Origin of the sequence: Yersinia aldovae 670-83 (assembly GCF_000834395.1) — a bacterium.
GTDB lineage: Bacteria > Pseudomonadota > Gammaproteobacteria > Enterobacterales > Enterobacteriaceae > Yersinia > Yersinia aldovae.
The window spans coordinates 4,146,939-4,169,235 of the sequence record NZ_CP009781.1 but is presented as its reverse complement, the minus strand read 5'-3'; the positions used below and the strand labels follow the sequence as shown (position 1 = coordinate 4,169,235).

Below are 22,297 nucleotides of genomic sequence, written 5' to 3'. Positions count from 1 at the left end.
TTATATGTTAACCGGCTCGCTACTCAACGGTCAGCGCGTCATTAACCAGAGCTTGTTGTTGTTTCTGGTGTACGGAAAGGTATCCAACGGCCGGTGAAGCGGATGCCGGGCGGCCTGCGTAACGCAGAGATGCACCAAATGGAATCACTTCACGGAAGTTGTGTTGGCTGCAATACCAGGCACCCTGGTTGAGAGGCTCTTCCTGACACCAAACGAAATCATGAACATGAGCAAATTGTTCCAACACCGTTTGTACCGCTTGGTGTGGGAACGGATAAAGCTGCTCGATACGCACGATAGCGACATCGGTTTGCCCATTCTTGCGCCGCTGTTCCAGCAAGTCGTAATACACTTTGCCTGAACACATCACCACACGCTTGACGCCTTTCGGGTCCAGCTCGTCTACTTCGCCGATGGCCGGTAGGAAGCTGCCATTCGCCAGGTCATCCAGAGATGATATGGCTAACGGGTGGCGCAACAATGACTTAGGTGACATCACCACCAGCGGACGGCGCATACCACGTAACGCCTGACGGCGGATCATGTGGTAAACCTGTGCAGGCGTTGACGGAATACACACCTGCATGTTCTGCTCGGCGCAAAGTTGCAGGTAGCGTTCCAGCCGCGCGGAGGAGTGCTCCGGCCCTTGCCCTTCGTAGCCATGAGGCAACAGCATCACCAGGCCACACATGCGGCCCCATTTCTGCTCGCCAGAGCTGATGAATTGGTCGATAACCACCTGAGCACCGTTGGCGAAGTCACCGAACTGCGCTTCCCAGATAGTCAGGGTACGCGGTTCTGCGGTGGCATAACCATATTCGAAGGCCAATACCGCCTCTTCTGACAACACGGAGTCCCAGACCTGGAATTCACCCTGCCCGTTGTGTAAATTCGCCAAAGGCACGTAAACCGAGCCATTCTTCTGGTTGTGAATTACCGCATGACGATGGAAGAAAGTCCCACGCCCGGCATCTTCACCCGACAGACGAATCGGAATCCCTTCATCGACCAGAGTGGCGTAAGCCAATGTTTCAGCACCGCCCCAGTCAAACGGCTTCTCACCGCTGGCCATCAAGGCACGATCGCCATAGATCTTGGCAACACGAGACTGCATTTCGATAGCATCTGGTGCATGGCTGATACGGCGCGCCAAGTCTTGCAGGCGTTTCATATCAACTTTGCTTGGATATTCTTCATCCCATTCATGGTTCAGATAAGGCGACCAGGTGAAGGATTGCAGATTCATCGGACGCCACTCTTCCACCACACAGTCACCACGATCCAATGCATCACGGTACAGGTTGACCATTTCCGTGGCATCTTCCAGGCTGGCGATACTTTGTTCTACCAGCTTGTCAGCATAGATTTTGCGCGGCGTCGGGTGTTTTTTGATCTTCTGATACATCACGGGCTGCGTAGCACTTGGCTCATCGGCTTCGTTATGCCCATGACGGCGGTAGCAAACCAGGTCGATCATTACGTCACGTTTAAAGGTGTTACGGAAATCCAACGCCAGACGGGTAACAAATGCCACCGCCTCCGGATCGTCAGCATTAACGTGGAAAATCGGTGCCTGCACCATTTTGGCAATATCGGTGCAGTATTGGGTAGAACGCGCATCCAGAGGGTTCGAGGTAGTGAAGCCAATCTGGTTATTAATAACGATGCGCACAGTACCGCCCACTTCATAGCCGCGAGCCTGTGACATGTTCAAGGTTTCTTGCACCACACCTTGGCCGGTGATCGCCGCATCACCGTGAATAGTGATTGGCAATACCATATTACTGCGGGCTTTATCCAGACGGTCACGACGCGCACGTACAGAACCGATAACGACCGGACTGACAATCTCCAGATGGGATGGGTTAAAGGCCAGCGCCAGGTGAACCAGGCCACCTTCGGTTTCCACATCGGAAGAGAACCCTTGGTGATATTTGACGTCACCGGTGCCCAGATGCTCTTTATGCTTACCGGCAAATTCATCAAACAAATCTGCGGGTTTCTTACCCAAGACGTTGATCAGTACATTCAGGCGGCCACGGTGCGCCATCCCCAGTACCACTTCGCGCGTACCGTTTTTACCGGCATGGCGAATCATCTCTTTCAGCATGGTGACCAGCGAATCGCCGCCCTCAAGTGAGAAACGTTTCGCGCCGGGGAATTTTGCCCCTAAGTAGCGTTCCAGCCCTTCGGCGGCCGTCAGTTCGTTCAGAAAACCGCGCTTCTCTTGATCGCTGAAGGTGGGTTTCCCGACCACCGATTCAATACGCTGCTGAAGCCAACGTTTTTCTTCGGTGTTGGTGATATGCATATATTCAGCGCCAATCGAACCGCAGTAGGTTTGTTTCAGGGCTGCATATAGGTCAGACAGCTTCATGGTTTCTTTGCCGATGGCAAAAGAACCTACATTGAAGGTGTTCTGGAAATCGGCTTCGGTTAGATGGTGATAGGCAGGATCAAGGTCTGGAACCGACTCCTGCTTCCACAAACCGAGTGGGTCAAGGTTGGCATGTTGATGGCCGCGGAAGCGGAAGGCGTTGATTAACTGCAACACCTTAACTTGCTTGGCATCATTTTCAGGATCGCTGATAGATGAGTTATAACGCGTGGAATCCTTCGCCAGGCGACGGAAATATTCACGCGTTTGAGAGTGGAACTGATCAGGTTTTACACCCGTCGTCGGTAGTTGTTGAAAAATTGAACGCCAACTATCATCAACGGAACCAGGATCGGTTAAAAAGTCTTCATAGAGCTGCTCTATGTAGGACTGGTTCGCGCCCGCCAGATAGGAGGAATCCAGCCAGGCCTTCATTGCGCCGTTCTGCATCATGATCCCTTAAGCTTTGAAGCTTCAGTTTTCGCCGTGGTTAACATATACACCGTAATATCAACGGTTTGCCGTAAAAACGGTTCACTCGACATGCTCAATGCATGTTCTGTTATGGACCTTAACGGTCCCGTTCAAGGAACCTCTAGAAACAGACAACTTGCCGGTTTTTAGAGATTCCCTACCTTGAAGCAACCTGGGGAAACCATTCCCCAGGTTAATAAACTCACATCATGCACTAGGTTGCAACTATCATTGTTACAGCGATCATGCGCTGCGTTGTAACAACATAGACTTGATGTGGCCAATCGCTTTGGTCGGGTTAAGGCCTTTAGGACAAACACTGACACAATTCATGATGCTATGGCAGCGGAAAACACTAAAAGCGTCGTCCAGATCATCTAATCGTGCTGGTGTTTCGGTATCACGGCTATCAATCAGGAAACGGTAGGCAGCCAGTAACCCTGCCGGGCCAACGAATTTATCCGGATTCCACCAGAAGGACGGACAAGACGTTGAGCAACAGGCGCACAAGATGCATTCATACAGACCATCGAGTTTTTCGCGCTGTTCCGGAGACTGTAAATGCTCGCGTGCTGGCGGATTTTTGCCGTCGTTCAACAGGTAAGGTTTAATTTTCTCGTACTGAGTATAAAACTGCCCCATATCGACCACTAAATCCCGCACCACTGGCAGCCCTGGCAAGGGGCGAATCACAATCTTCTTATTGCCCTTTTGCAAAGCCGAGATGGGGGTAATACACGCCAGCCCATTTTTGCCATTCATATTCAGACCGTCGGAGCCACACACCCCTTCACGGCATGAGCGACGAAACGACAGTGTCGGATCTGTTTCTTTTAGCAAGATGAGAGCATCCAGCAACATCATATCCCGGCCTTCTTCCGCGTCTAACGTGTAATCCTGCATATACGGGGCGTTATCGACGTCCGGGTTATAGCGATAAATTGAGAACTCAAGTTTCATGACCTACTCCTCCGCAACGGGTTAACTCGGTAAATACATCAGTAAGAACGCACTTTCGGCGGGAAGGCCGCGCGTAACTTAGGCTGCATGTTTACCTCACGGCGGGTCATGCTCTCGGTGTCTGGCAAATAGAGCGAATGGCACAACCAGTTGGCATCATCACGTTCCGGGAAATCGAAGCGGCTATGCGCGCCACGGCTTTCGGTACGGAAGTTTGCTGACACGGCAGTGGAAAACGCCGTTTCCATCAGGTTATCCAATTCCAAACATTCAATACGCTGGGTATTGAATTCGCTGGAAGTATCATCCAGACGGGCATTTTGCAGACGTTCACGGATAGTTCTCAGCTCTTCTAATCCTTTAGCCATCGCATCACCTTCACGGAATACCGAGAAGTTATGCTGCATACAGGATTGCAGTGCTTTACGGATCTCAACCGGATCTTCACCTGAACGGGTGTTGTTCCAACGATTCATTCGCGCCAATGAAGCTTCAATATCTGATTCGCTGGCATCGCGACTAGCGCCCTGCTCCATCAAAGACTCTTGCAGATGCATCCCGGCTGCGCGACCAAACACCACCAAGTCCAGCAATGAGTTGCCCCCCAGACGGTTGGCACCGTGGACGGAAACGCAGGCAATTTCACCGACCGCAAACAAACCTGGGATGACAACATCTTCACCCTTTTCATTAACGGTGATGGCCTGACCGGTCACTTTGGTCGGAATTCCGCCCATCATATAATGGCAGGTTGGGATAACCGGGATAGGTTCTTTGATAGGATCAACGTGGGCAAAGGTGCGGGATAACTCAAGAATGCCCGGCAGACGGGATTCCAGCACATCTTTACCTAAGTGATCCAATTTCAATTTAGCGTGCGGGCCCCACGGGCCATCACAGCCACGGCCTTCACGGATTTCAATCATAATAGAACGCGCCACCACATCACGACCCGCCAAATCTTTAGCGTTCGGGGCATAACGTTCCATAAAGCGCTCACCGTGCTTGTTCAGCAGATAACCGCCTTCACCACGGCAACCTTCCGTGACTAACACGCCCGCACCAGCAATACCGGTTGGGTGGAACTGCCACATTTCCATGTCCTGCACCGGTACTCCGGCACGCAGCGCCATGCCAACACCGTCACCGGTATTAATGTGCGCATTGGTAGTTGATTGGTAAATGCGACCAGCGCCACCGGTAGCCAACACGGTGGCCCGCGCTTTGAAATAGACCACTTCGCCGGTTTCAATGCAGATAGCGGTACAGCCGACAAACGCGCCGTCCTGATTTTTCACCAAATCCAGCGCATACCACTCAGAGAATATAGTGGTGTGGTTTTTCAGGTTTTGCTGATAAAGGGTGTGTAACAGTGCATGACCGGTACGGTCAGCGGCAGCCGCAGTACGCGCTGCCTGCTCACCGCCGAAGTTGCGCGACTGCCCACCGAATGGCCGCTGATAAATGCTGCCATCTTCTAAACGGGAGAACGGTAACCCCATGTGTTCCAATTCAAGCACCGCTTCAGGGCCAGTTTTACACATATATTCAATGGCATCCTGGTCACCGATATAATCGGAACCCTTTACCGTGTCATACATATGCCATTCCCAGTTATCTTCATGGGTATTACCCAGTGCGACAGTAATACCACCCTGCGCAGAGACGGTATGGGAACGGGTTGGGAATACTTTTGATATCAGGGCGCAAGACAGCCCCATTTGTGAAATTTGCAGGGCCGCGCGCATACCTGCGCCACCTGCACCGACGACAACAGCGTCAAACTCTCTGACTGGCAGATTCATTTATGCACCCCACACCACAATGGTTCCATACAACAGATAAACCAACAGCGTAATCACCACGGCCAGTTGTAACACCAGTCGTATCGCCAGCGGTTTTATATAGTCCGTTAATACCTGCCACAGACCAATCCAGGCGTGAGCCAGAATCGATAATAATGTCAGCAGGGTAAATACTTTTGTGATGTGCGAGGCGAAGAAGCCACGCCAGATTTCATAGGTGATGTCTGGGACAATAACAACAAAGCCCAAGATATACAGAATATAAAGAGTGATGACGATGGCAGAAGCACGTAGTAACAACCAATCGTGTACGCCATTACGCCCTAACGCAGAAGCATTGCTTACCATACAAGGACTCCAGCTAAAACTGACAGCACCAAGGTTAACACCATAGCGACTTGGGCGGAGCGGGTCCCCGCGGCCAAGCTCTCTTCGATATAGCCGAAATCCATTAGCAAGTGACGGATGCCACCGCAAACGTGATAAGCCAGCGCGGTGAGTATTCCCCAGAAGATGAATTTAACAAAAAAGCTATTCATGATAGCCGCGGCCTGCATGAATCCTTCTTGCGAGGAAACAGACAAACCTAACAGCCAGAGGAGGATACCCACAGCAACGAAGGTAATGACGCCAGAGACTCGATGTAAGATGGACGCTATCGCAGTAACAGGAAATCGGATTGTTTGAAGATCCAAGTTGACAGGTCTTTGTTTTTTCACGGTTTTGCCCACACAGCTCTTATTATTTTCCTTCCTCCGGGCCTGGGTGGGGATCAGACAGCGTTAAGAGTCGAAACCCTTCACATCGCACACTTAAACATAACATCCTCAATGCTTAAATGACGTGTTCTGTATAACGCTGGGTGCTCCTACTTCAGGGTAATCCGGAGACCTGGCGGCAGTATAGGGGGTTCACATTCTTATTACAATTCCCACACAAACTCATTGGTGACATTTCCCCTGAACAGTGATTAGGATCACGATTCACACAATTTATATAAAATTAATTATCTGATTTGACAAAGAATAAACATTTCCATTACAACTAGGGTAGAAATAAGCCCTATGACGTACTAAAGGTCGCCAGATACACTTCCCCATAAGCTTAAGTTATGCAACAGTGTATTGAGTGAATGTCCCCATAGATATCGTAGGCTACGAACCCTAGACGATAAGTATTCGACAAATTGTTAACAACTTCGTAACGTCGCCATCAATCCAAACCCTCGGATCGCTGGCCGCATTGGTGAGACACTCTGTACCCTAACTCATGTTTTAATCGTGAATAAAACAGAGCCGTGCCGATGAGGTGATGACCCAGCGGGCATCTAAGACATTTCAGTTGTTAGAGGTTTTTAAAATAAGCGCGAAGGAGACTGTAATGGCTAACGAAAGCAAAAATGAAGACCAAGAAAAAGCAACGCTGAATCTGGCAGGTGGAGCGACGATCGAACTGGCGGTTACCACCCCGACCCTCGGCACGAAGGTGATCGATGTTCGCACCTTAGGTTCGAAAGGTTATTTTACCTTTGATCCCGGCTTCACCTCTACCGCATCCTGCGAATCAAAAATCACTTATATCGACGGTGATGAAGGTATTTTGCTGCACCGTGGCTTCCCCATTGACCAGTTGGCAAATGAGTCTACCTATCTGGAAGTCTGTTACATCTTACTGTATGGCGAAGTCCCCACGGCTGAAGAGTATGCAACGTTCAAAACCACGGTAACTCGCCACACCATGATCCACGAGCAGATAACCAGTCTGTTCCGCGGGTTCCGCCGCGACTCACATCCGATGGCCGTCTTATGTGGTGTGACCGGCGCGCTGGCCGCCTTCTACCATGACGCGTTGGATGTCAACAACGAGCGCCATCGTGAAATCACCGCTTTCCGCCTGCTGTCTAAAATGCCGACCGTGGCTGCGATGTGTTACAAATATTCCATCGGTCAGCCGTTTGTTTATCCGCGCAATGACCTGTCTTACGCCGGCAATTTCCTGAATATGATGTTCTCAACCCCATGTGAAGAATATAAAATTAACCCGGTGTTAGAACTTGCGATGGATCGTATTTTCATCCTACATGCCGACCACGAACAGAACGCATCCACCTCGACTGTGCGTACCGCCGGCTCATCGGGTGCTAACCCATTTGCTTGTATTGCCGCAGGTATTGCATCCCTGTGGGGGCCAGCTCATGGCGGCGCGAACGAAGCCTGCCTGAAGATGCTAGAAGAGATTAAAACCGTTGAGCACATCCCTGAATTTATCCGCCGTGCCAAAGATAAGAATGACGCGTTCCGTCTGATGGGCTTTGGTCACCGTGTGTATAAAAACTACGATCCACGCGCCACGGTGATGCGCGATACCTGTCATGCCGTTTTGAAGGAATTAAAGCTGGAAGACGACCTGTTGAAAGTGGCGATGGAGTTGGAGCATATTGCGCTGAACGACCCATACTTCATTGAGAGAAAACTGTATCCAAACGTCGATTTCTATTCAGGTATCATCCTGAAAGCATTAGGAATTCCATCGTCAATGTTTACCGTTATCTTTGCTATCGCCCGTACCATCGGCTGGATCGCTCACTGGAATGAAATGCATGAGGAAGGTCTAAAAATTGCCCGTCCGCGTCAACTTTATACCGGTTATGCGAAGCGTGATTTTAAGAGCCAGTTGAAGAAATAAGCAAATTTAGTGTTCTGATAAAACAGACAACGCCACCTTCTGGTGGCGTTTTTTATTGGTAAATCAGTGAATTGCACCACCTGAAATGTGCAAATCGTGCTCAATTTGCAAAGCAATAGAGATAGACAACTCCAACGCAATCAGTACCGATGATGTTGACATACTCGGCGCACCGGGGTGATCAACCGCCTGCTCCGGCAGATAAGGGATGTGAATAAAACCGCCCTTTACCTCATTATTGAACTGATTTAACCGATGTAATAGCCCGTACATCACATGGTTACAGACATAAGTCCCTGCGGTTTGTGACACCGAGGCCGGAATTCCTGCGTCACGAATGCCCTGCACCATCGCCTTGATCGGTAAACGAGTAAAGTAAGCCGCCGGGCCATCTGCCACTATCGGTTTATCTACCGGCTGCTGACCCAGATTATCTGGAATTCGCGCGTCATCGATATTAATTGCGATGCGCTCAATAGTGATATCAGCACGCCCCCCCGCCTGACCTATCGCTAGCACTAGCACCGGTTGAACTTCATCTATCGCCTTATTCAGCGCATCCAATGCCTCGCCAAAAGCACAGGGTAACTGGCGAGCCACCACTCTGATCCCGCCCAACATCAAATCATTTAGCTGTTTCACCACTTCCCAGGAAGGATTAACCCGCTCCCCGCCAAATGGCTCAAACCCGGTAATGAGTACGCTTCGCATCGCCGCTCCTAGAGAAACATCAGGAAATAGAGTAAAAATACGTTAACAATCAGCAAGGTAATCCCAGTTGGAATCTGCGCTTTAATGACCGCATTTTTGTCCGGCAACTCTAATAATGCCGCCGGAACTATATTAAAGTTAGCAGCCATTGGTGTCATCAATGTTCCGCAATAGCCGGAGAACATACCGATAGCGGCCATCACCGCCGGGTTACCGCCATGTTGTAACACCAGAATCGGGATACCAATACCGGCCGTCACGATAGGGAAAGCGGCAAAGGCATTACCCATGATCATGGTTAACAGTGCCATGCCGATAGCATAGACCGCCACGGCGATAAAACGATGATCTACCGCCAGATATTCCTGGGTCAAATGCGCAATCGCAGTGCCCACGCCTGCGGTGGTAAACAGCAGACCAAGGGTGGCTAAAATCTGCGGCAGGATAAAGGCCCAGCCGATAGAGTCCAGCAGACGGCGTGCTTCCTGTACCGGTTGTGCTGCCGTTTCGTGGGTTAGGAACACCGCAATCAGCAAGCCAAGCACGCAGCCGACCGTCATCGAGAACAACGTGACCAATGTGGCATGGTTGCCCGTGCCAAACAGCCATTGATCCAGTGCTGGAATATTATTAAACAGCAGCACACCGATAACGGTGACCACAGGAATCGCCAACGCAGGAATAAACAACCGGTTACCCAGGCGCTTGGCGCTAATCTCACGTTGCTCTGGGGTACGCTGATGGTAGCTGCCCAGCTTAACGCCACCAAAACCGGCAATCAGCGCCATAATGACCACCACCACGCCGACGGTAATATTCAGAATGCGTTTCTCATCCGGCCCTTCCCCCGCCAGCGTATTCGCCAGGCGATAAGTCCAGTCGCCCACCAGAAAAACCAGCCCGTACAACCCCCAAAATAGCCCGGTGGTGATACGACGCGGATTGGCTTTATCGCGAAAAGACATAACGGCCACGATCAGTAAGACCGCACCGGCCAGCCAATAGAGGTATTGTTGTTGGAAAATCATTTTGCGTCTCCCTTGGCAGCCTGAGCCGACTGATTCAGCGCCGTCAATTCAGCGGCGAGATGCTTATCTAAACGTTGTAAGCGATAAGCATGAATAAGGAAGGCACAAATTGCGGTCGGAATCCCCCACAGTGCAATGTGTAACGGTTCGGTCTGAATACCGCCCGATTCCAACATAAAGTTATGCATAAAGATGATCGCACCAAAGGCGACAAAAATATCTTCGCCAAAGAACAGCCCGACGTTATCGGTCGCGGCCGACATCGCACGCAGACGATAACGCACTTTCTCCGGCAGTTCTCCATAACGGGTTTCCGCCGCCCCTTCAGCCATCGGAGCCAGTAATGGCCGCACCATTTGCGGGTGACCACCAAGGCTGGTTAGGCCCAACGCGGCTGTGGCTTCGCGCACAAATAGGTACACAATCAGTAAACGCCCGGACGTGGCACTCTTAATTTGCGAAATCCACGCCTGCGCCCGCTCTTTTAAGCCATGCCGCTCTAACAAGCCAATCACCGCCAATGGCAGTAACAAGATCAGTGGCAAGTTGCGGGTATTAAGGAACCCTTCGCCCAGTTTTTCCAAAATTGTCGCTATTGGCATTAACGCTGCGACACCGGTGATAATGCCAGCGGTAATTACCACCAACACTGCGTTTATACGCAGTAAAAACCCGATGACGATCGCCGCGATCCCAATCAGCGGCCAAAGATTTACCGTTTGTTCCAAGGTGATTCTCCTGTCCTGAAGTCGATTTAATGGATAACTGCCTTCCGCCGGGCCAGACGGTTATGATTTTTATAGCCCGATTACTGCGCACTAACGCTGATATTTTCCTGCTGAAAACTGCCGCGTAAACGGCGCGCAAAGGCCAATGCATGTGCGCCATCACCATGTACGCAGACAGTATCAGCCTGAACTGCCACCCAACTGCCATCACGGGCTTGAACCTGATGACGCATCACCATCGCTAAGGTTTGTGACAAGGCCAGCTCGTCACTTTCAATCAACGCATCCGGCTGGCTACGAGGCACTAAGGTGCCATCCGCTTGATAGCGGCGGTCGGCAAAGACTTCTTGTCGGGTCACTAAACCTGCTCGCTCACCGGCTCGGATTAATTCGCTCCCCGCCAACCCCACTAGCCGTAGCGATGGGTCAACCGCCCTTACTGCCTGCGCAATCGCATCTGCCAGCAGCGGATCGACCGCCGCCTGGTTATACAACATGCCATGTGGCTTAACATGTTGCATTACGCCACCTTCAGCGTGGACGATGGCGGCCAGCGCGCCCAGTTGATAAATCACTTGGGCATAGACGGTTTCGGGCGGAAGTTGCATTGCGGTGCGCCCAAAGTTCTCCCGATCAGGGAAGCTCGGATGCGCGCCAATAGCGACACCATATTCAATGGCCCAACGCACCGACTGACGCATGATCTGCGCATCTCCGGCATGAAAACCGCAAGCAATATTGGCGGAACTCACCACTTGCAGCAGCGCCTGATCATTGGCGCAGCCCTCACCTAAATCTGCATTTAAATCAATTTTCATTCAACCTCCGTCGCATCGAACCCTGGCTGCAAACCCCACTCAATCTGTTGTAGGAAATGCTGCTGTTCAGACTTGGCACGGAGCGCATCCTCTACAGTGCAAGGCACAAAATGCACCGATTCCCCAAGGCGAAGTTGCGCTAAATGGTAGAGATCAGCTTCGATCACGCAGGCAATACGCGGGTAACCACCAGTCGTTTGCGCATCAGCCATTAATACGATTGGCTGACCATTATGAGGAACCTGCACCACGCCGGGTAACAAGCCGTGCGACAACATCTCACGATCAGTTGTGCGGGCCAGTTCACGCCCGGTCAGGCGATATCCCATCCGATTACTTTGCGGGCTGAGTTGCCACGCCTCACGCCAGAATACCCCCTGTGCGATATCATCAAACTCATGATATTCCGGCCCCGGCAGTGCTCTAACGCGGTTACCAAACAACAACTGTTTAATACCGACTGATTCACGCGGCAAACGGGTTGCCTTACCCAATGGCAATACATCGCCCTCTTTGATGAGCCGCCCCAGATACCCACCGAAACCGGCTTTCAGGTCAGTGCTGCGTGAGCCCAGCATTTCCGGCACATCAATACCACCCGAAATCGCCAGATAACTGCGCATCCCACGATACGGCACACTGAGTTTCAACTGCTGGCCCGGCTTGACCGGATAACGCCATCCCGTCCAAAGCAACTGATCATCGAGCATCGCATTACAACCCGCGCCAGTAACCGCAATCCAGCCCGGTTGGGTAAATTCAGCGGTAAATTGCCCCAGCGTGATTTCCAGTCCAGCGGCACCGGCATCATTACCCACCAGCATATTCGCCATACTCAGCGCCGGTAAATCAAGTGCTCCGCCCTGACTAATGCCTAAGCGACGAAAACCACCACGGCCAGTATCTTGTACCGTGGTGTAAATACCTGAACGAATAATCTTCAGCATACGCCCTCCTTTAAAGGCAGAAAGCGCACATTATCACCAGGTCGTAGCAAGGTTGGCGGCATCTCTAACGGATTAAATAAGGCCAATGAAGTACGGCCAATCAGTTGCCAGCCACCTGGGGTTGCCAGTGGATAGATACCGGTTTGGCTGCCGCCAATGCCAACAGAACCGGGGGCTACCACTAAACGAGGTTCCCCACGGCGAGGTGTGGCAAGCTGTTCTGGCATCCCGCCCAGATAAGAAAATCCCGGTTGAAAACCGAGAAAATAGACGATATAGCTCGCACCCGCATGGCACTCAACCACCTGACGTTCGCTCATACCGGTATGACGTGCCACTTCAGCCAGATCCGGCCCTGCCTCACCGCCATAAATCACCGGAATAGTGATATCGCGTGATTCAGGCACCAGTGATTCACTCTCTTCCCACCAGCGTTGTAACCGTTCAATAGCATCCAGTGCGGTATTGTGTGGGTCTGTCAGTAGCAGGGTCAGATTGTTCATTCCCGGAATCGCTTCAACGACATCGGGATGATGAATCAGCCTGTCAGCCAAACCCCAAATTCGTTGCTGACTTGCTAATGTCACCGGCGGCTCTAGCTCCAGAACCACCGCACTTTCTCCCAGTAAATAGCATCGCGCTCGTTGCACTCCCGTCCCCCTGATTAATTTCTAGTTTTCATTTTTTATATAAATACTCGTTATAAGTTTATATTTATGCGTTAGCGTCTGGTCACTGTCAATAGAACTGAATTATCCAATAGCCGCGAGCAATCACTAAACCTGATAAAAAGGTCAATATTAATCCCTATAAATACTTCTTTTTAGCGTTTTTCGACCATGACAGGAAGATAAATACGATTTTTTTCTTATTTAGAATCAGAGTAAAGCGGGAAGATATGCTTAAAAACTGCCGTTTTATCTCCCAAGCACCGCCAGATGATAATTTCAAATAGCCAGAGAGAGGATAAAACCTTGTTTTATATAGGTCTTAATGTTGTTTTGAGAGGGAGATATCAGAAGAAAATTATGCACCGATACTGATTACCGGTGCATATCGCATGGTGTCAGGCTGGATTAGGTATATCGATAAAAATAACCTCTAATTGATGTTGTGCAGCCAGCCATTCTCCCAGTGCTTTGATGCCATAACGCTCGGTGGCATGATGCCCCGCCGCATAAAAATTCACCCCCATCTCGCGGGCAATATGAATTGTTTGTTCAGAAACTTCGCCGGTGATAAATGCATCCACACCAAACTCCGCGGCTTGCTGAATATATCCCTGCCCACCGCCGGTACACCAGGCAATTCGTCGGATATCGGCGGGTGCCTGATCATCACAATGCAAAACAGGCCGCTCCAATAATTTTTCCAGCCGCTCACGTAAAATCACTGCATTTAACGACGTAGTAAACTCACCATAGGGTAATAACGGTTCAATTTCGCCTAACACCTTAATATTGAGTAATTTTGCCAGTTGTGCGTTGTTACCCAATTCGGGGTGTGCATCCAGTGGCAGATGGTAACCATACAAATTGATATCGTTAGTTAACAGTGTTTTTAGGCGATGACGCTTCATACCGCGCACGACTACCGGTTCGTTTTTCCAGAAATAGCCGTGATGAACCAAAATAGCGTCTGCCTGCTGCTCAACTGCGGCATCTAATAGTGCCTGACTGGCCGTCACACCGGTGATAATACGCTTTACTTCTGCCCGCCCTTCAACCTGCAAACCATTGGGCGCATAGTCTTGAAAAGCTACAGTATTCAGTTGGTTATTAAGTAGGGTTTCCAGTTCTATATTGCGCATTTTATCAGCCTCACTAATAGATGTTCTTGAATCAATATCATTAAAATATATACCCAACCTCATTGGCGGTGCAGGTAGCTGCAAACGAACAACCCCCCTGCGACTTCAAGTATGAAGGGAATATTTAGAATTTCTGGCTATCGCCTTGTTCCATCAGGATAAAGTTAACCCCCATATCATTACCTTGCGCTAACTCATCCGCAATCACTTTACGCACATCCTGGCCCTGCTTAAATGACGGTTTTATATGGCTGATCACCACCGGCAATCCTTTTAATGGCTGACCTTCACCACTGTATTTCTCCAGGCTTTTCAGTTCCTTCAATAGCCATTTAGGCGTCATATGGCCATAGAGCTTGCCAGTAGCCACCTCATTTGGATAAGAAACTTCAATAATCATCCCTTTTAATTGCTGCTGTTTAACCTTTTCAGCGAGTTTGCGCCACACCGCATCCAGATGTTTTGACTTTTCTATCTCATCCGGGCCGGTATCGCCAAAATAGGCAAAGGACTGATTATTGTTACTGATCAGCAACATAGAAGATGGCGATTTATCGTGACTCAGTGGATACATCTCACCGGTCAAACGCGTTAGCCCCAGGCTCAAGGGCTGATTAGGACGCACCATTTGCATACGGTAGGTTCCCAGCCGGACACCACTACCACTGTCCGTAAAGTTCGGCCAGACACGCCAGTTAAAATAGTAGTTGCGCAACACGTCAATGGTATCAGCGGAGCCATAAATGGTCTTTTTGCTGTCTTGCGGTGAGCCGATAATCAGACCGGAAACATGGTCAAGATGGGCATGACTGATAAAATAGCTGTTAATACTTTGGCGAAAGATATAGCCCTGCCGAGTCAATGGAGCCGCCTTTTCCTCGGTCACATCAGAGAAATTGCCTTTATCTAATGCTTTGGCAATGCCCGGCAAGAGAGAGCCTGCATCCAGCGCTAAATAGACCGGTTGGCTGTCATCACGAATCAGATAAGAGGTCAAATTGCTATCGCTAACACCACCATCCACGCCAAGCGCCACCACCTCAAAACCCGCAGCAGACAGCGAACTATAAACACTAAACGATAAAATCAGGCCCGTTTTAACGGCGTTGCGCGCAATTTTATCAAGATAGAATGCAGGTCTGGTCGAAATATCGGTCAAAAACATGACGGCTCCTTGTGATTAGGGGTCCTTACGAACATCCCGCTTAGCGGTTTCAAATGCCGCCAGTGTAGCCAATCTGGCCAGCTTATGGTCCACCAGCGGCAGTGGGTAATCCAAATGCCGTTGTTGCCGATCGGCCCAACGCCACGGCTGATGGATATCACTGTCGGGTACCGCAGCCAGTTCTGGCAGCCAACGGCGAATAAAAGCGCCGTCTTTATCAAAGCGCTCTCCCTGCGTGGTGGGATTAAAAATACGAAAATAGGGAGCCGCATCAGTACCCGTTGAAGCCGCCCACTGCCAGCCACCATTATTGGCGGCCAGTGAGCCGTCGATTAATTGCGCCATAAAATAGCGCTCACCCTCACGCCAGTCGATCAATAAGTCTTTAACCAAAAAGCTGGCACTGATCATCCGCAGGCGGTTATGCATCCAACCGGTTTCATTCAACTGCCGCATAGCGGCATCAACAATAGGATACCCTGTGCGCCCCTGCTGCCAGGCGGTTAATTGCAGTTCCGAGTGATTCCATATTACTGCATCAGTCCAGCCGATAAAGGGATGGTGCTGGCATAAACGCGGATAGGCCACTAACAAATGGCAATAGAACTCACGCCAGATAAGCTCATTAAGCCAGGTGAAAGCGCCGCTGTCTGGATTTTCCAGCCCGGCCGGGCACTCCGCACGCAAGCGGTTAAAGCACTGACGTGGTGATAAAACGCCGAGCGCCAGATAAGGTGACAGGCAACTGGTACCTGACACCGCAGGGAAATCACGTTGCTGGTGATAATCTTGTACCTGCTCACGACAGAAACTGCGCAAACGCTGCAGTGCCGCGTCTTCACCGGCGGGGAACAAAATAGGGTCAACCGGCTGTTGCGGATAATCAAATAAGAGCGGGGGGAATGATGTCGCGGCAGCCATGTTATCGCGAGCCATCGGTGCCGGAACACATGCGTTATCGCTCATAAGTAATCGTTGGATAAAAGCGCGGCGAAATGGCGTGAACACTTTATACATTTCGTTATTACCGGTCAGGACGCTGCCTGGCGGCAATAATAAGCTGTCATGAAAACGGTGGCAGGTGATATTTCTACCGTTCGCTCCACTGTTGAGCCGCACCGCCAATGCCTCATCCCGCCGCCGTTCGTTCAATTCATACTGCTGATTATAAAATAGTGCATCGACCTGTTGCTGCTGGCAGAAGTTATCCAACCAGATAACTGCATCCTGAAAATCATCACATTGATGATAATGCAGCGCTATGCTTTTCGCAGCGAGAGCACTCTGCAACAGTTGCAGATTTTGCTGCAAAAATGCCGCCTGACGCGGTGCCATATCATGTGCGGCCCACTGCTTAGGCGTGGCAATAAACAGCGCAATGACCCTTGCTTGTGGGTCCTGACACGCCGCATTCAGCGCCAGATTATCAGTGATACGTAAGTCATTACGAAACCAGACCAGATGCGTTGCCATACCTTATCCTTGCGCGCAGTAAAAAGTAAAATAGTGCTGTTCAGACAGATAATCATTAGTAAATTCAGCAAGATATGATTTTATCTGCACAACCGGCACACTCAAGGGCAGCTCACCTGTACGGTATTGATCAATAAGTTGCGCCAAAGCCTGACGCTGAGCTGACGTGAGATAAGGCCGAAAATAGCCCTGCACATGCATTAACACATTGGTGTGATTAGCGGGTGTCGGCTGATGAGACAATAAGTGAAGTAAACGCTGGCGATATTCAGCGGTAAACTCCGCCAGCGAAGGCCACTTATCCATCGACGCAATAAATGGGCCGATCTCTCTATATTCAGGCTGCGAATGCGCTAGCAGCACCAATTTATAGCGGCTGTGAAAAGTCATTAATTTGCCACGGGTGATTCCAGTGGCACATAACGCATCGAGTTCATCGCGCACCTGGTCATATTCAGCACTGTGCATCGGCTGATGGGTTCCTGACATGCTGTTCTCCCCAATTTTTACTGCCATAAATATCACATCATTTATTTCATCATAACAGTTGTCGCCAGAGAACTACGGTATTGCTTGATATCTTTACCTAAACACATTTACGTGGGCAATAAAAAAGCCCGCGAGTGCTAACTCACGGGCCATCTATTTTACAGCGTGTTTACCACGATGAAATCGATTGATGTCTCTTAGTAAAAATCTTGAATCGCCGATTCAGATTGCGCCAACCACACCGGTTTATCACTGGTTTTCGCCCAGACACGGTGCAGGTAGCTGTAAAAACGGGCACGATCTTTACGGAAAAGCATCACTGGCAGCGCCAATAAACCCAGCAGGATCACCGCGCTACGGCGCAAGAGAACCTGATGTAATGGATATGCGTTGTACATGGACATACGATCCTCCTTTTAAAACGCCGTCGTGTAGTGAATTGGCCCGATAAATAAAGGAAGGCCGGTTTACCGCGTGGCGCTGAAAGTAAAATAAGTAAATCTGGAAACTGAACAAAATTTTACCGCATTGATTGAAACTTTACCACTCATCCGACCACTAATTTACACAAAAAACAGATTAAAACGGCCAATCCTGTAATTTTGTTACGTTTGAGTTAATTTAAAACCAACTCTGGTTATATTTCGTTCACATATTGTTTACCTACTGGCAAACTAAACATATTCACCGCATGAAAGCGCATTTAACGCATCCCGTTAAATAACCCACACGTCAACTGATTAAATTACACTCAGTTTGTGTCATTTTTTTGACCGTTTTTATACTTTTTTTACACCCCACCCTCCTTTTTTATCAAGAACTTTTCGCCCGTCTCCCTAAGCTGTTGTGACTAACAACTTGGTTGTCAAAAGTCAGACCTGTGGAGGTGTATCGTGAGTTTCAGCATCGTTTGTGGTGCGTTGTTGGTCCTGCTGCTTCTGGGCTATCTGGTTTACGCCTTATTTAACGCAGAGGACTTTTAAATGGCAGCGTCAGGATTTCTGCTTATCGCCAGTTTCATGCTGGTGCTATTGGTGCTGTCCCGCCCTCTGGGGAGCTTTTTAGCCCGAATAATCGAAGGTGAACCTTTTGCAGGATTACAAAGAATTGAGGCCGGAGTATGGCGTTGTAGCGGCGTAAAAAATGAAGAGATGAATGGCTGGCAATATGCGCTGGCTATCCTCTGTTTCAACTTGATGGGCGTTGTAGTGCTATTTGTATTGCTGATGACACAAGGCTCTTTGCCACTCAACCCGGAAAATATGCCGGGGATGTCGTGGCATCTGGCACTCAATACTGCAGTCAGCTTTGTCACAAATACCAACTGGCAAGCCTACAGCGGCGAAAGTACCCTCAGTTATCTGAGCCAAATGGCTGGGCTGACCGTGCAAAACTTTTTGTCAGCCGCCACCGGTATTGCCGTGGCGTTTGCCCTGATCCGCGCTTTTGCCCGCCACTCCGCCGCCACTTTGGGTAATGCCTGGGTGGATTTGGTACGCATTACCTTATATGTCTTGCTGCCAATAGCCCTGATCATCGCCCTGATTTTTGTCAGTCAGGGGGTATTGCAAAATCTGGATAGCTACCTGCACATCACCACGCTGGAAGGGGTGAAACAAACCCTACCTATGGGGCCGGTGGCCTCGCAGGAAGCGATAAAAGTGCTGGGAACCAACGGCGGCGGCTTCTTTGGCGCTAACTCCGCACACCCATTTGAAAACCCAACCGCATTCAGCAACTTTGTACAGATGCTGGCCATTTTCCTGATCCCTTGCGCCCTGTGTTTTGCCTTTGGCCAAGTGGTGGGAGATAACCGTCAAGGCCATGCATTGATCTGGGCCATGTCACTGATTTTTGTGGTGGCAGTGGTGGTGGTGATGTACGCCGAACTGGCCGGTAACCCACATCTAACGCAGTTGGGCGCGAACAGTAATATCAATATGGAAGGTAAGGAGTCACGCTTTGGCATCCTGTCTACCAGCATCTATGCCGTAGTGACCACGGCCGCATCCTGTGGCGCGGTCAACTCGATGCATGACTCCCTTACCGCGCTGGGTGGCATGGTGCCGATGTGGCTGATGCAAATTGGCGAAGTGGTGTTCGGCGGCGTCGGTTCTGGCTTGTACGGTATGCTGTTGTTCGTCCTGCTGACGGTGTTTATCGCCGGTCTGATGATTGGCCGATCCCCTGAATATCTCGGTAAGAAAATCGATGTATTCGATATGAAAATGACCGCACTGGCCATCCTGGTTACCCCGACCATCGTGCTACTGGGCACCGCGCTGGCGCTGTGCTCCGATGCCGGGCGAGCAGGAATTCTTAACCCTGGCGCACACGGTTTCAGCGAAGTGTTGTACGCCCTTTCATCTGCTGCCAATAACAACGGTAGTGCCTTTGCTGGCCTGAGCGTCAATACACCGTTTTATAACCTGCTGCTGGCGGCCGCCATGTTCCTCGGGCGCTTTGGTGTGATCCTACCGGTATTGGCCATTGCCAGTTCACTGGTGGCGAAGAAACGGCAACCTGCGGGTAACGGCACGCTACCGACCTCCGGGCCGCTGTTTATCGGTTTACTGGTTGGTACCGTATTGCTGGTAGGCGCATTGACCTTTATCCCAGCACTGGCGCTAGGCCCGGTGGCTGAACACCTGCAAATTTGGTTAGCACATTGATGAGAGAATTACTATGACACGCAAACAACGCGCGATTTTTGAACCTGCACTGGTTCGCACTGCGCTGATAGATGCCGTGAAGAAGCTGGACCCGCGCGTCCAGTGGCGTAATCCGGTGATGTTCGTGGTGTATCTGGGCAGTTGGCTGACCACCCTTATCTGGCTGGCTATTTTGAGCGGTCAGGCCAGCGGTAGCGCCATGTTTACCGGCAATGTTGCCCTGTGGTTGTGGTTTACTGTGCTGTTCGCCAACGTTGCCGAAGCACTGGCCGAGGGGCGCAGTAAAGCGCAGGCCGAGAGTCTGCGTGGCGTGAAAAAGACCAGTTGGGCCAAGAAATTGTCTGAAGCCCGCTTCGATGCACCTCAGGAGAAAGTCTCTGCTGACAACCTACGCAAAGGTGATTTGGTATTAATCGAAGCAGGTGACACCGTGCCCTGCGATGGCGAGGTACTGGAAGGCGGCGCATCGGTTGATGAAAGTGCTATTACCGGTGAATCGGCTCCGGTTATCCGTGAGTCCGGCGGTGACTTCTCTTCCGTTACCGGTGGCACTCGGGTGCTGTCCGACTGGCTGGTGGTAGAATGCAGCGTTAACCCCGGCGAAACCTTCCTTGACCGGATGATCGCGATGGTGGAAGGTGCCAAACGGCGCAAAACACCTAACGAAGTGGCGCTGACGATACTGCTGATAGCACTGACTATCGTCTTTTTGCTGGCAACCGCTACGCTCTATCCGTTCTCGATGTTTAGTGTGGAAGCTAATCAGGCCGGTTTACCGGTGACAATTACGGTATTGGTCGCACTGCTGGTTTGCCTGATCCCCACCACCATCGGCGGCTTGCTGTCCGCCATCGGGGTGGCCGGGATGAGCCGGATGCTGGGTGCTAACGTCATTGCTACCAGCGGGCGCGCGGTGGAAGCCGCCGGTGATGTCGATGTGCTGCTACTGGATAAAACCGGCACCATCACCTTGGGTAACCGTCAAGCGTCTGAGTTTTTACCGGCTCCCGGAGTCACCGAGCAACAACTGGCAGATGCCGCGCAACTCTCTTCGTTAGCGGATGAAACGCCTGAAGGCCGCAGCATCGTGGTGCTGGCTAAACAGCGCTTTAATTTGCGTGAGCGTGACTTGCACAGCCTGAATGCCACCTTTGTGCCCTTCTCTGCGCAAACCCGCATGAGTGGGGTGAATGTACAAGACAGAATGATTCGCAAAGGTGCGGTAGATGCTATCCGCCGTCACGTTGAGTCCAATCAGGGCCATTTCCCACGGGCAGTTGAAGATGCAGTCGAGAGTGTTGCACGCACCGGTGGTACCCCATTGGTGGTGGCCGAAGGGCCGCGTGTGCTGGGTGTGGTGGCACTGAAGGATATCGTGAAAGGCGGTATTAAAGAACGTTTTGCCGAACTGCGCAAAATGGGCATCAAAACGGTGATGATCACCGGTGATAACCGCCTGACCGCCGCCGCCATTGCGGCCGAAGCGGGTGTGGATGATTTTCTGGCCGAAGCCACTCCCGAAGCTAAACTGGCGTTGATTCGCCAGTATCAGGCAGAAGGTAGATTGGTGGCGATGACCGGTGATGGCACCAACGATGCTCCGGCACTGGCGCAGGCGGATGTTGCCGTGGCGATGAACTCGGGGACGCAAGCGGCTAAAGAAGCGGGCAATATGGTGGATTTGGACTCCAACCCGACCAAGTTGATTGAAGTGGTGCATATCGGTAAGCAAATGCTGATGACCCGTGGCTCACTAACCACCTTCAGTATCGCCAACGACGTCGCCAAATATTTTGCCATTATTCCGGCAGCATTCGCCGCGACTTATCCGCAGTTAAATGCCTTGAACGTCATGCAGTTGCATTCACCCGCGTCAGCCATTCTGTCGGCGGTTATTTTTAACGCACTGGTGATTGTGTTCCTGATCCCGTTGGCGCTAAAAGGGGTGAGTTACAAGGCGATGAGCGCGGCTGCCCTTTTACGCCGTAACCTGTGGATCTATGGGCTGGGTGGCTTACTGGTGCCATTTGTCGGGATAAAACTGATCGATCTGGTGCTAAGCGCCGTGATGATGAGTTGAAGTCACACTAATCAAGTGTTCAGCAATGGGCCACAGCACATGGTTGTGGCCGGTTTAAGCGTTATTTAAGAGGCA

20 protein-coding genes are annotated in these 22,297 nt (G+C 50.8%); 4 read left to right on the top strand and 16 right to left on the bottom strand.

The genetic code is table 11. From position 1 onward, the window contains the following. Positions 1-19 precede the first annotated feature (19 nt). The 5 genes from sucA to sdhC all read right to left on the bottom strand — a co-directional run bounded on the left by sucA (position 20) and on the right by sdhC (position 6,347). Entirely contained in the window at positions 20-2,827 is a 2,808-nt protein-coding gene (gene sucA, locus AT01_RS18740; protein ID WP_042548214.1) for a 2-oxoglutarate dehydrogenase E1 component, read from the bottom strand. A gap of 267 nt (positions 2,828-3,094) precedes the next feature. Then, positions 3,095-3,811, bottom strand: a complete 717-nt coding sequence (locus AT01_RS18735; RefSeq protein ID WP_004700687.1) for a succinate dehydrogenase iron-sulfur subunit — start codon at positions 3,809-3,811, stop codon at positions 3,095-3,097. Between the two features lie 38 nt (positions 3,812-3,849). Beyond that, the gene (gene sdhA / locus AT01_RS18730) at positions 3,850-5,616 is read right to left on the bottom strand and encodes a succinate dehydrogenase flavoprotein subunit (protein WP_004700689.1); all 1,767 of its coding nucleotides are present in this window, start codon (positions 5,614-5,616) and stop codon (positions 3,850-3,852) included. Further along, a complete protein-coding gene (gene sdhD, locus AT01_RS18725; RefSeq protein ID WP_042548213.1) occupies positions 5,617-5,964 on the bottom strand; it encodes a succinate dehydrogenase membrane anchor subunit in 348 nt (115 codons plus the stop codon). Beyond that, positions 5,958-6,347: a succinate dehydrogenase cytochrome b556 subunit gene (gene sdhC / locus AT01_RS18720; RefSeq protein WP_042548212.1), complete on the bottom strand. Its 390-nt coding sequence runs from the start codon at positions 6,345-6,347 to the stop codon at positions 5,958-5,960. The genes sdhD and sdhC overlap by 7 nt, the downstream gene beginning before the upstream one ends. 649 nt (positions 6,348-6,996) lie before the next feature. On the opposite strand from sdhC, the gene AT01_RS18715 reads away from it, so the two are divergent. Then, entirely contained in the window at positions 6,997-8,301 is a 1,305-nt protein-coding gene (locus tag AT01_RS18715) for a citrate synthase (protein WP_004700693.1), read from the top strand. A gap of 63 nt (positions 8,302-8,364) precedes the next feature. Here AT01_RS18715 and pcp read toward each other — a convergent pair whose 3' ends face one another. The 11 genes from pcp to AT01_RS18660 all read right to left on the bottom strand — a co-directional run bounded on the left by pcp (position 8,365) and on the right by AT01_RS18660 (position 17,874). Continuing rightward, positions 8,365-9,012 (bottom strand): pyroglutamyl-peptidase I, encoded by a 648-nt coding sequence (gene pcp / locus AT01_RS18710; protein WP_042548211.1) that lies wholly within the window; start codon positions 9,010-9,012, stop codon positions 8,365-8,367. A gap of 8 nt (positions 9,013-9,020) precedes the next feature. Beyond that, positions 9,021-10,040, bottom strand: coding sequence for a DUF979 domain-containing protein (locus AT01_RS18705; RefSeq protein WP_042548210.1), 1,020 nt, complete (start codon positions 10,038-10,040; stop codon positions 9,021-9,023). Beyond that, complete coding sequence (locus tag AT01_RS18700; RefSeq protein WP_004700697.1) at positions 10,037-10,768, bottom strand: DUF969 domain-containing protein; 732 nt, start codon at positions 10,766-10,768, stop codon at positions 10,037-10,039. The genes AT01_RS18705 and AT01_RS18700 overlap by 4 nt, the downstream gene beginning before the upstream one ends. 80 nt (positions 10,769-10,848) lie before the next feature. Next, positions 10,849-11,586, bottom strand: a complete 738-nt coding sequence (gene pxpA, locus AT01_RS18695; protein ID WP_042548209.1) for a 5-oxoprolinase subunit PxpA — start codon at positions 11,584-11,586, stop codon at positions 10,849-10,851. Then, on the bottom strand, positions 11,583-12,533 hold the full coding sequence (gene pxpC, locus AT01_RS18690) for a 5-oxoprolinase subunit PxpC (protein WP_042548208.1): 951 nt from the start codon (positions 12,531-12,533) through the stop codon (positions 11,583-11,585). Before pxpC ends, pxpA begins: the two co-directional genes overlap by 4 nt. Then, positions 12,527-13,183: a 5-oxoprolinase subunit PxpB gene (pxpB, locus tag AT01_RS18685; RefSeq protein ID WP_042548207.1), complete on the bottom strand. Its 657-nt coding sequence runs from the start codon at positions 13,181-13,183 to the stop codon at positions 12,527-12,529. The genes pxpC and pxpB overlap by 7 nt, the downstream gene beginning before the upstream one ends. Positions 13,184-13,599: 416 nt before the next feature. Next, positions 13,600-14,343: a type 2 GTP cyclohydrolase I gene (locus AT01_RS18680; protein WP_042548719.1), complete on the bottom strand. Its 744-nt coding sequence runs from the start codon at positions 14,341-14,343 to the stop codon at positions 13,600-13,602. Between the two features lie 124 nt (positions 14,344-14,467). Continuing rightward, positions 14,468-15,508: an MBL fold metallo-hydrolase gene (locus tag AT01_RS18675; RefSeq protein ID WP_042548206.1), complete on the bottom strand. Its 1,041-nt coding sequence runs from the start codon at positions 15,506-15,508 to the stop codon at positions 14,468-14,470. A 15-nt stretch (positions 15,509-15,523) separates the two neighbouring features. Then, positions 15,524-16,981 carry a deoxyribodipyrimidine photo-lyase gene (gene phrB / locus AT01_RS18670; RefSeq protein WP_042548205.1) on the bottom strand — a complete coding sequence of 486 codons (1,458 nt, stop codon included), beginning with the start codon at positions 16,979-16,981 and terminating at the stop codon, positions 15,524-15,526. A 3-nt stretch (positions 16,982-16,984) separates the two neighbouring features. Beyond that, the gene (locus AT01_RS18665) at positions 16,985-17,470 is read right to left on the bottom strand and encodes a YbgA family protein (RefSeq protein ID WP_042548204.1); all 486 of its coding nucleotides are present in this window, start codon (positions 17,468-17,470) and stop codon (positions 16,985-16,987) included. 197 nt (positions 17,471-17,667) lie between these two features. After that, on the bottom strand, positions 17,668-17,874 hold the full coding sequence (locus AT01_RS18660; RefSeq protein ID WP_042548203.1) for a YbfA family protein: 207 nt from the start codon (positions 17,872-17,874) through the stop codon (positions 17,668-17,670). Positions 17,875-18,363: 489 nt separating this feature from the next. On the opposite strand from AT01_RS18660, the gene AT01_RS22620 reads away from it, so the two are divergent. Genes AT01_RS22620 through kdpB form a run of 3 tightly spaced genes read left to right on the top strand, consistent with a single transcriptional unit; the run spans position 18,364 to position 22,222 of the window. Beyond that, positions 18,364-18,453 carry a K(+)-transporting ATPase subunit F gene (locus AT01_RS22620; RefSeq protein ID WP_033850939.1) on the top strand — a complete coding sequence of 30 codons (90 nt, stop codon included), beginning with the start codon at positions 18,364-18,366 and terminating at the stop codon, positions 18,451-18,453. Further along, complete coding sequence (kdpA, locus tag AT01_RS18650) at positions 18,454-20,142, top strand: potassium-transporting ATPase subunit KdpA (protein WP_042548202.1); 1,689 nt, start codon at positions 18,454-18,456, stop codon at positions 20,140-20,142. Positions 20,143-20,155: 13 nt separating this feature from the next. Next, a complete protein-coding gene (gene kdpB, locus AT01_RS18645) occupies positions 20,156-22,222 on the top strand; it encodes a potassium-transporting ATPase subunit KdpB (RefSeq protein WP_042548201.1) in 2,067 nt (688 codons plus the stop codon). The last annotated feature ends 75 nt before the right edge of the window (positions 22,223-22,297 follow it).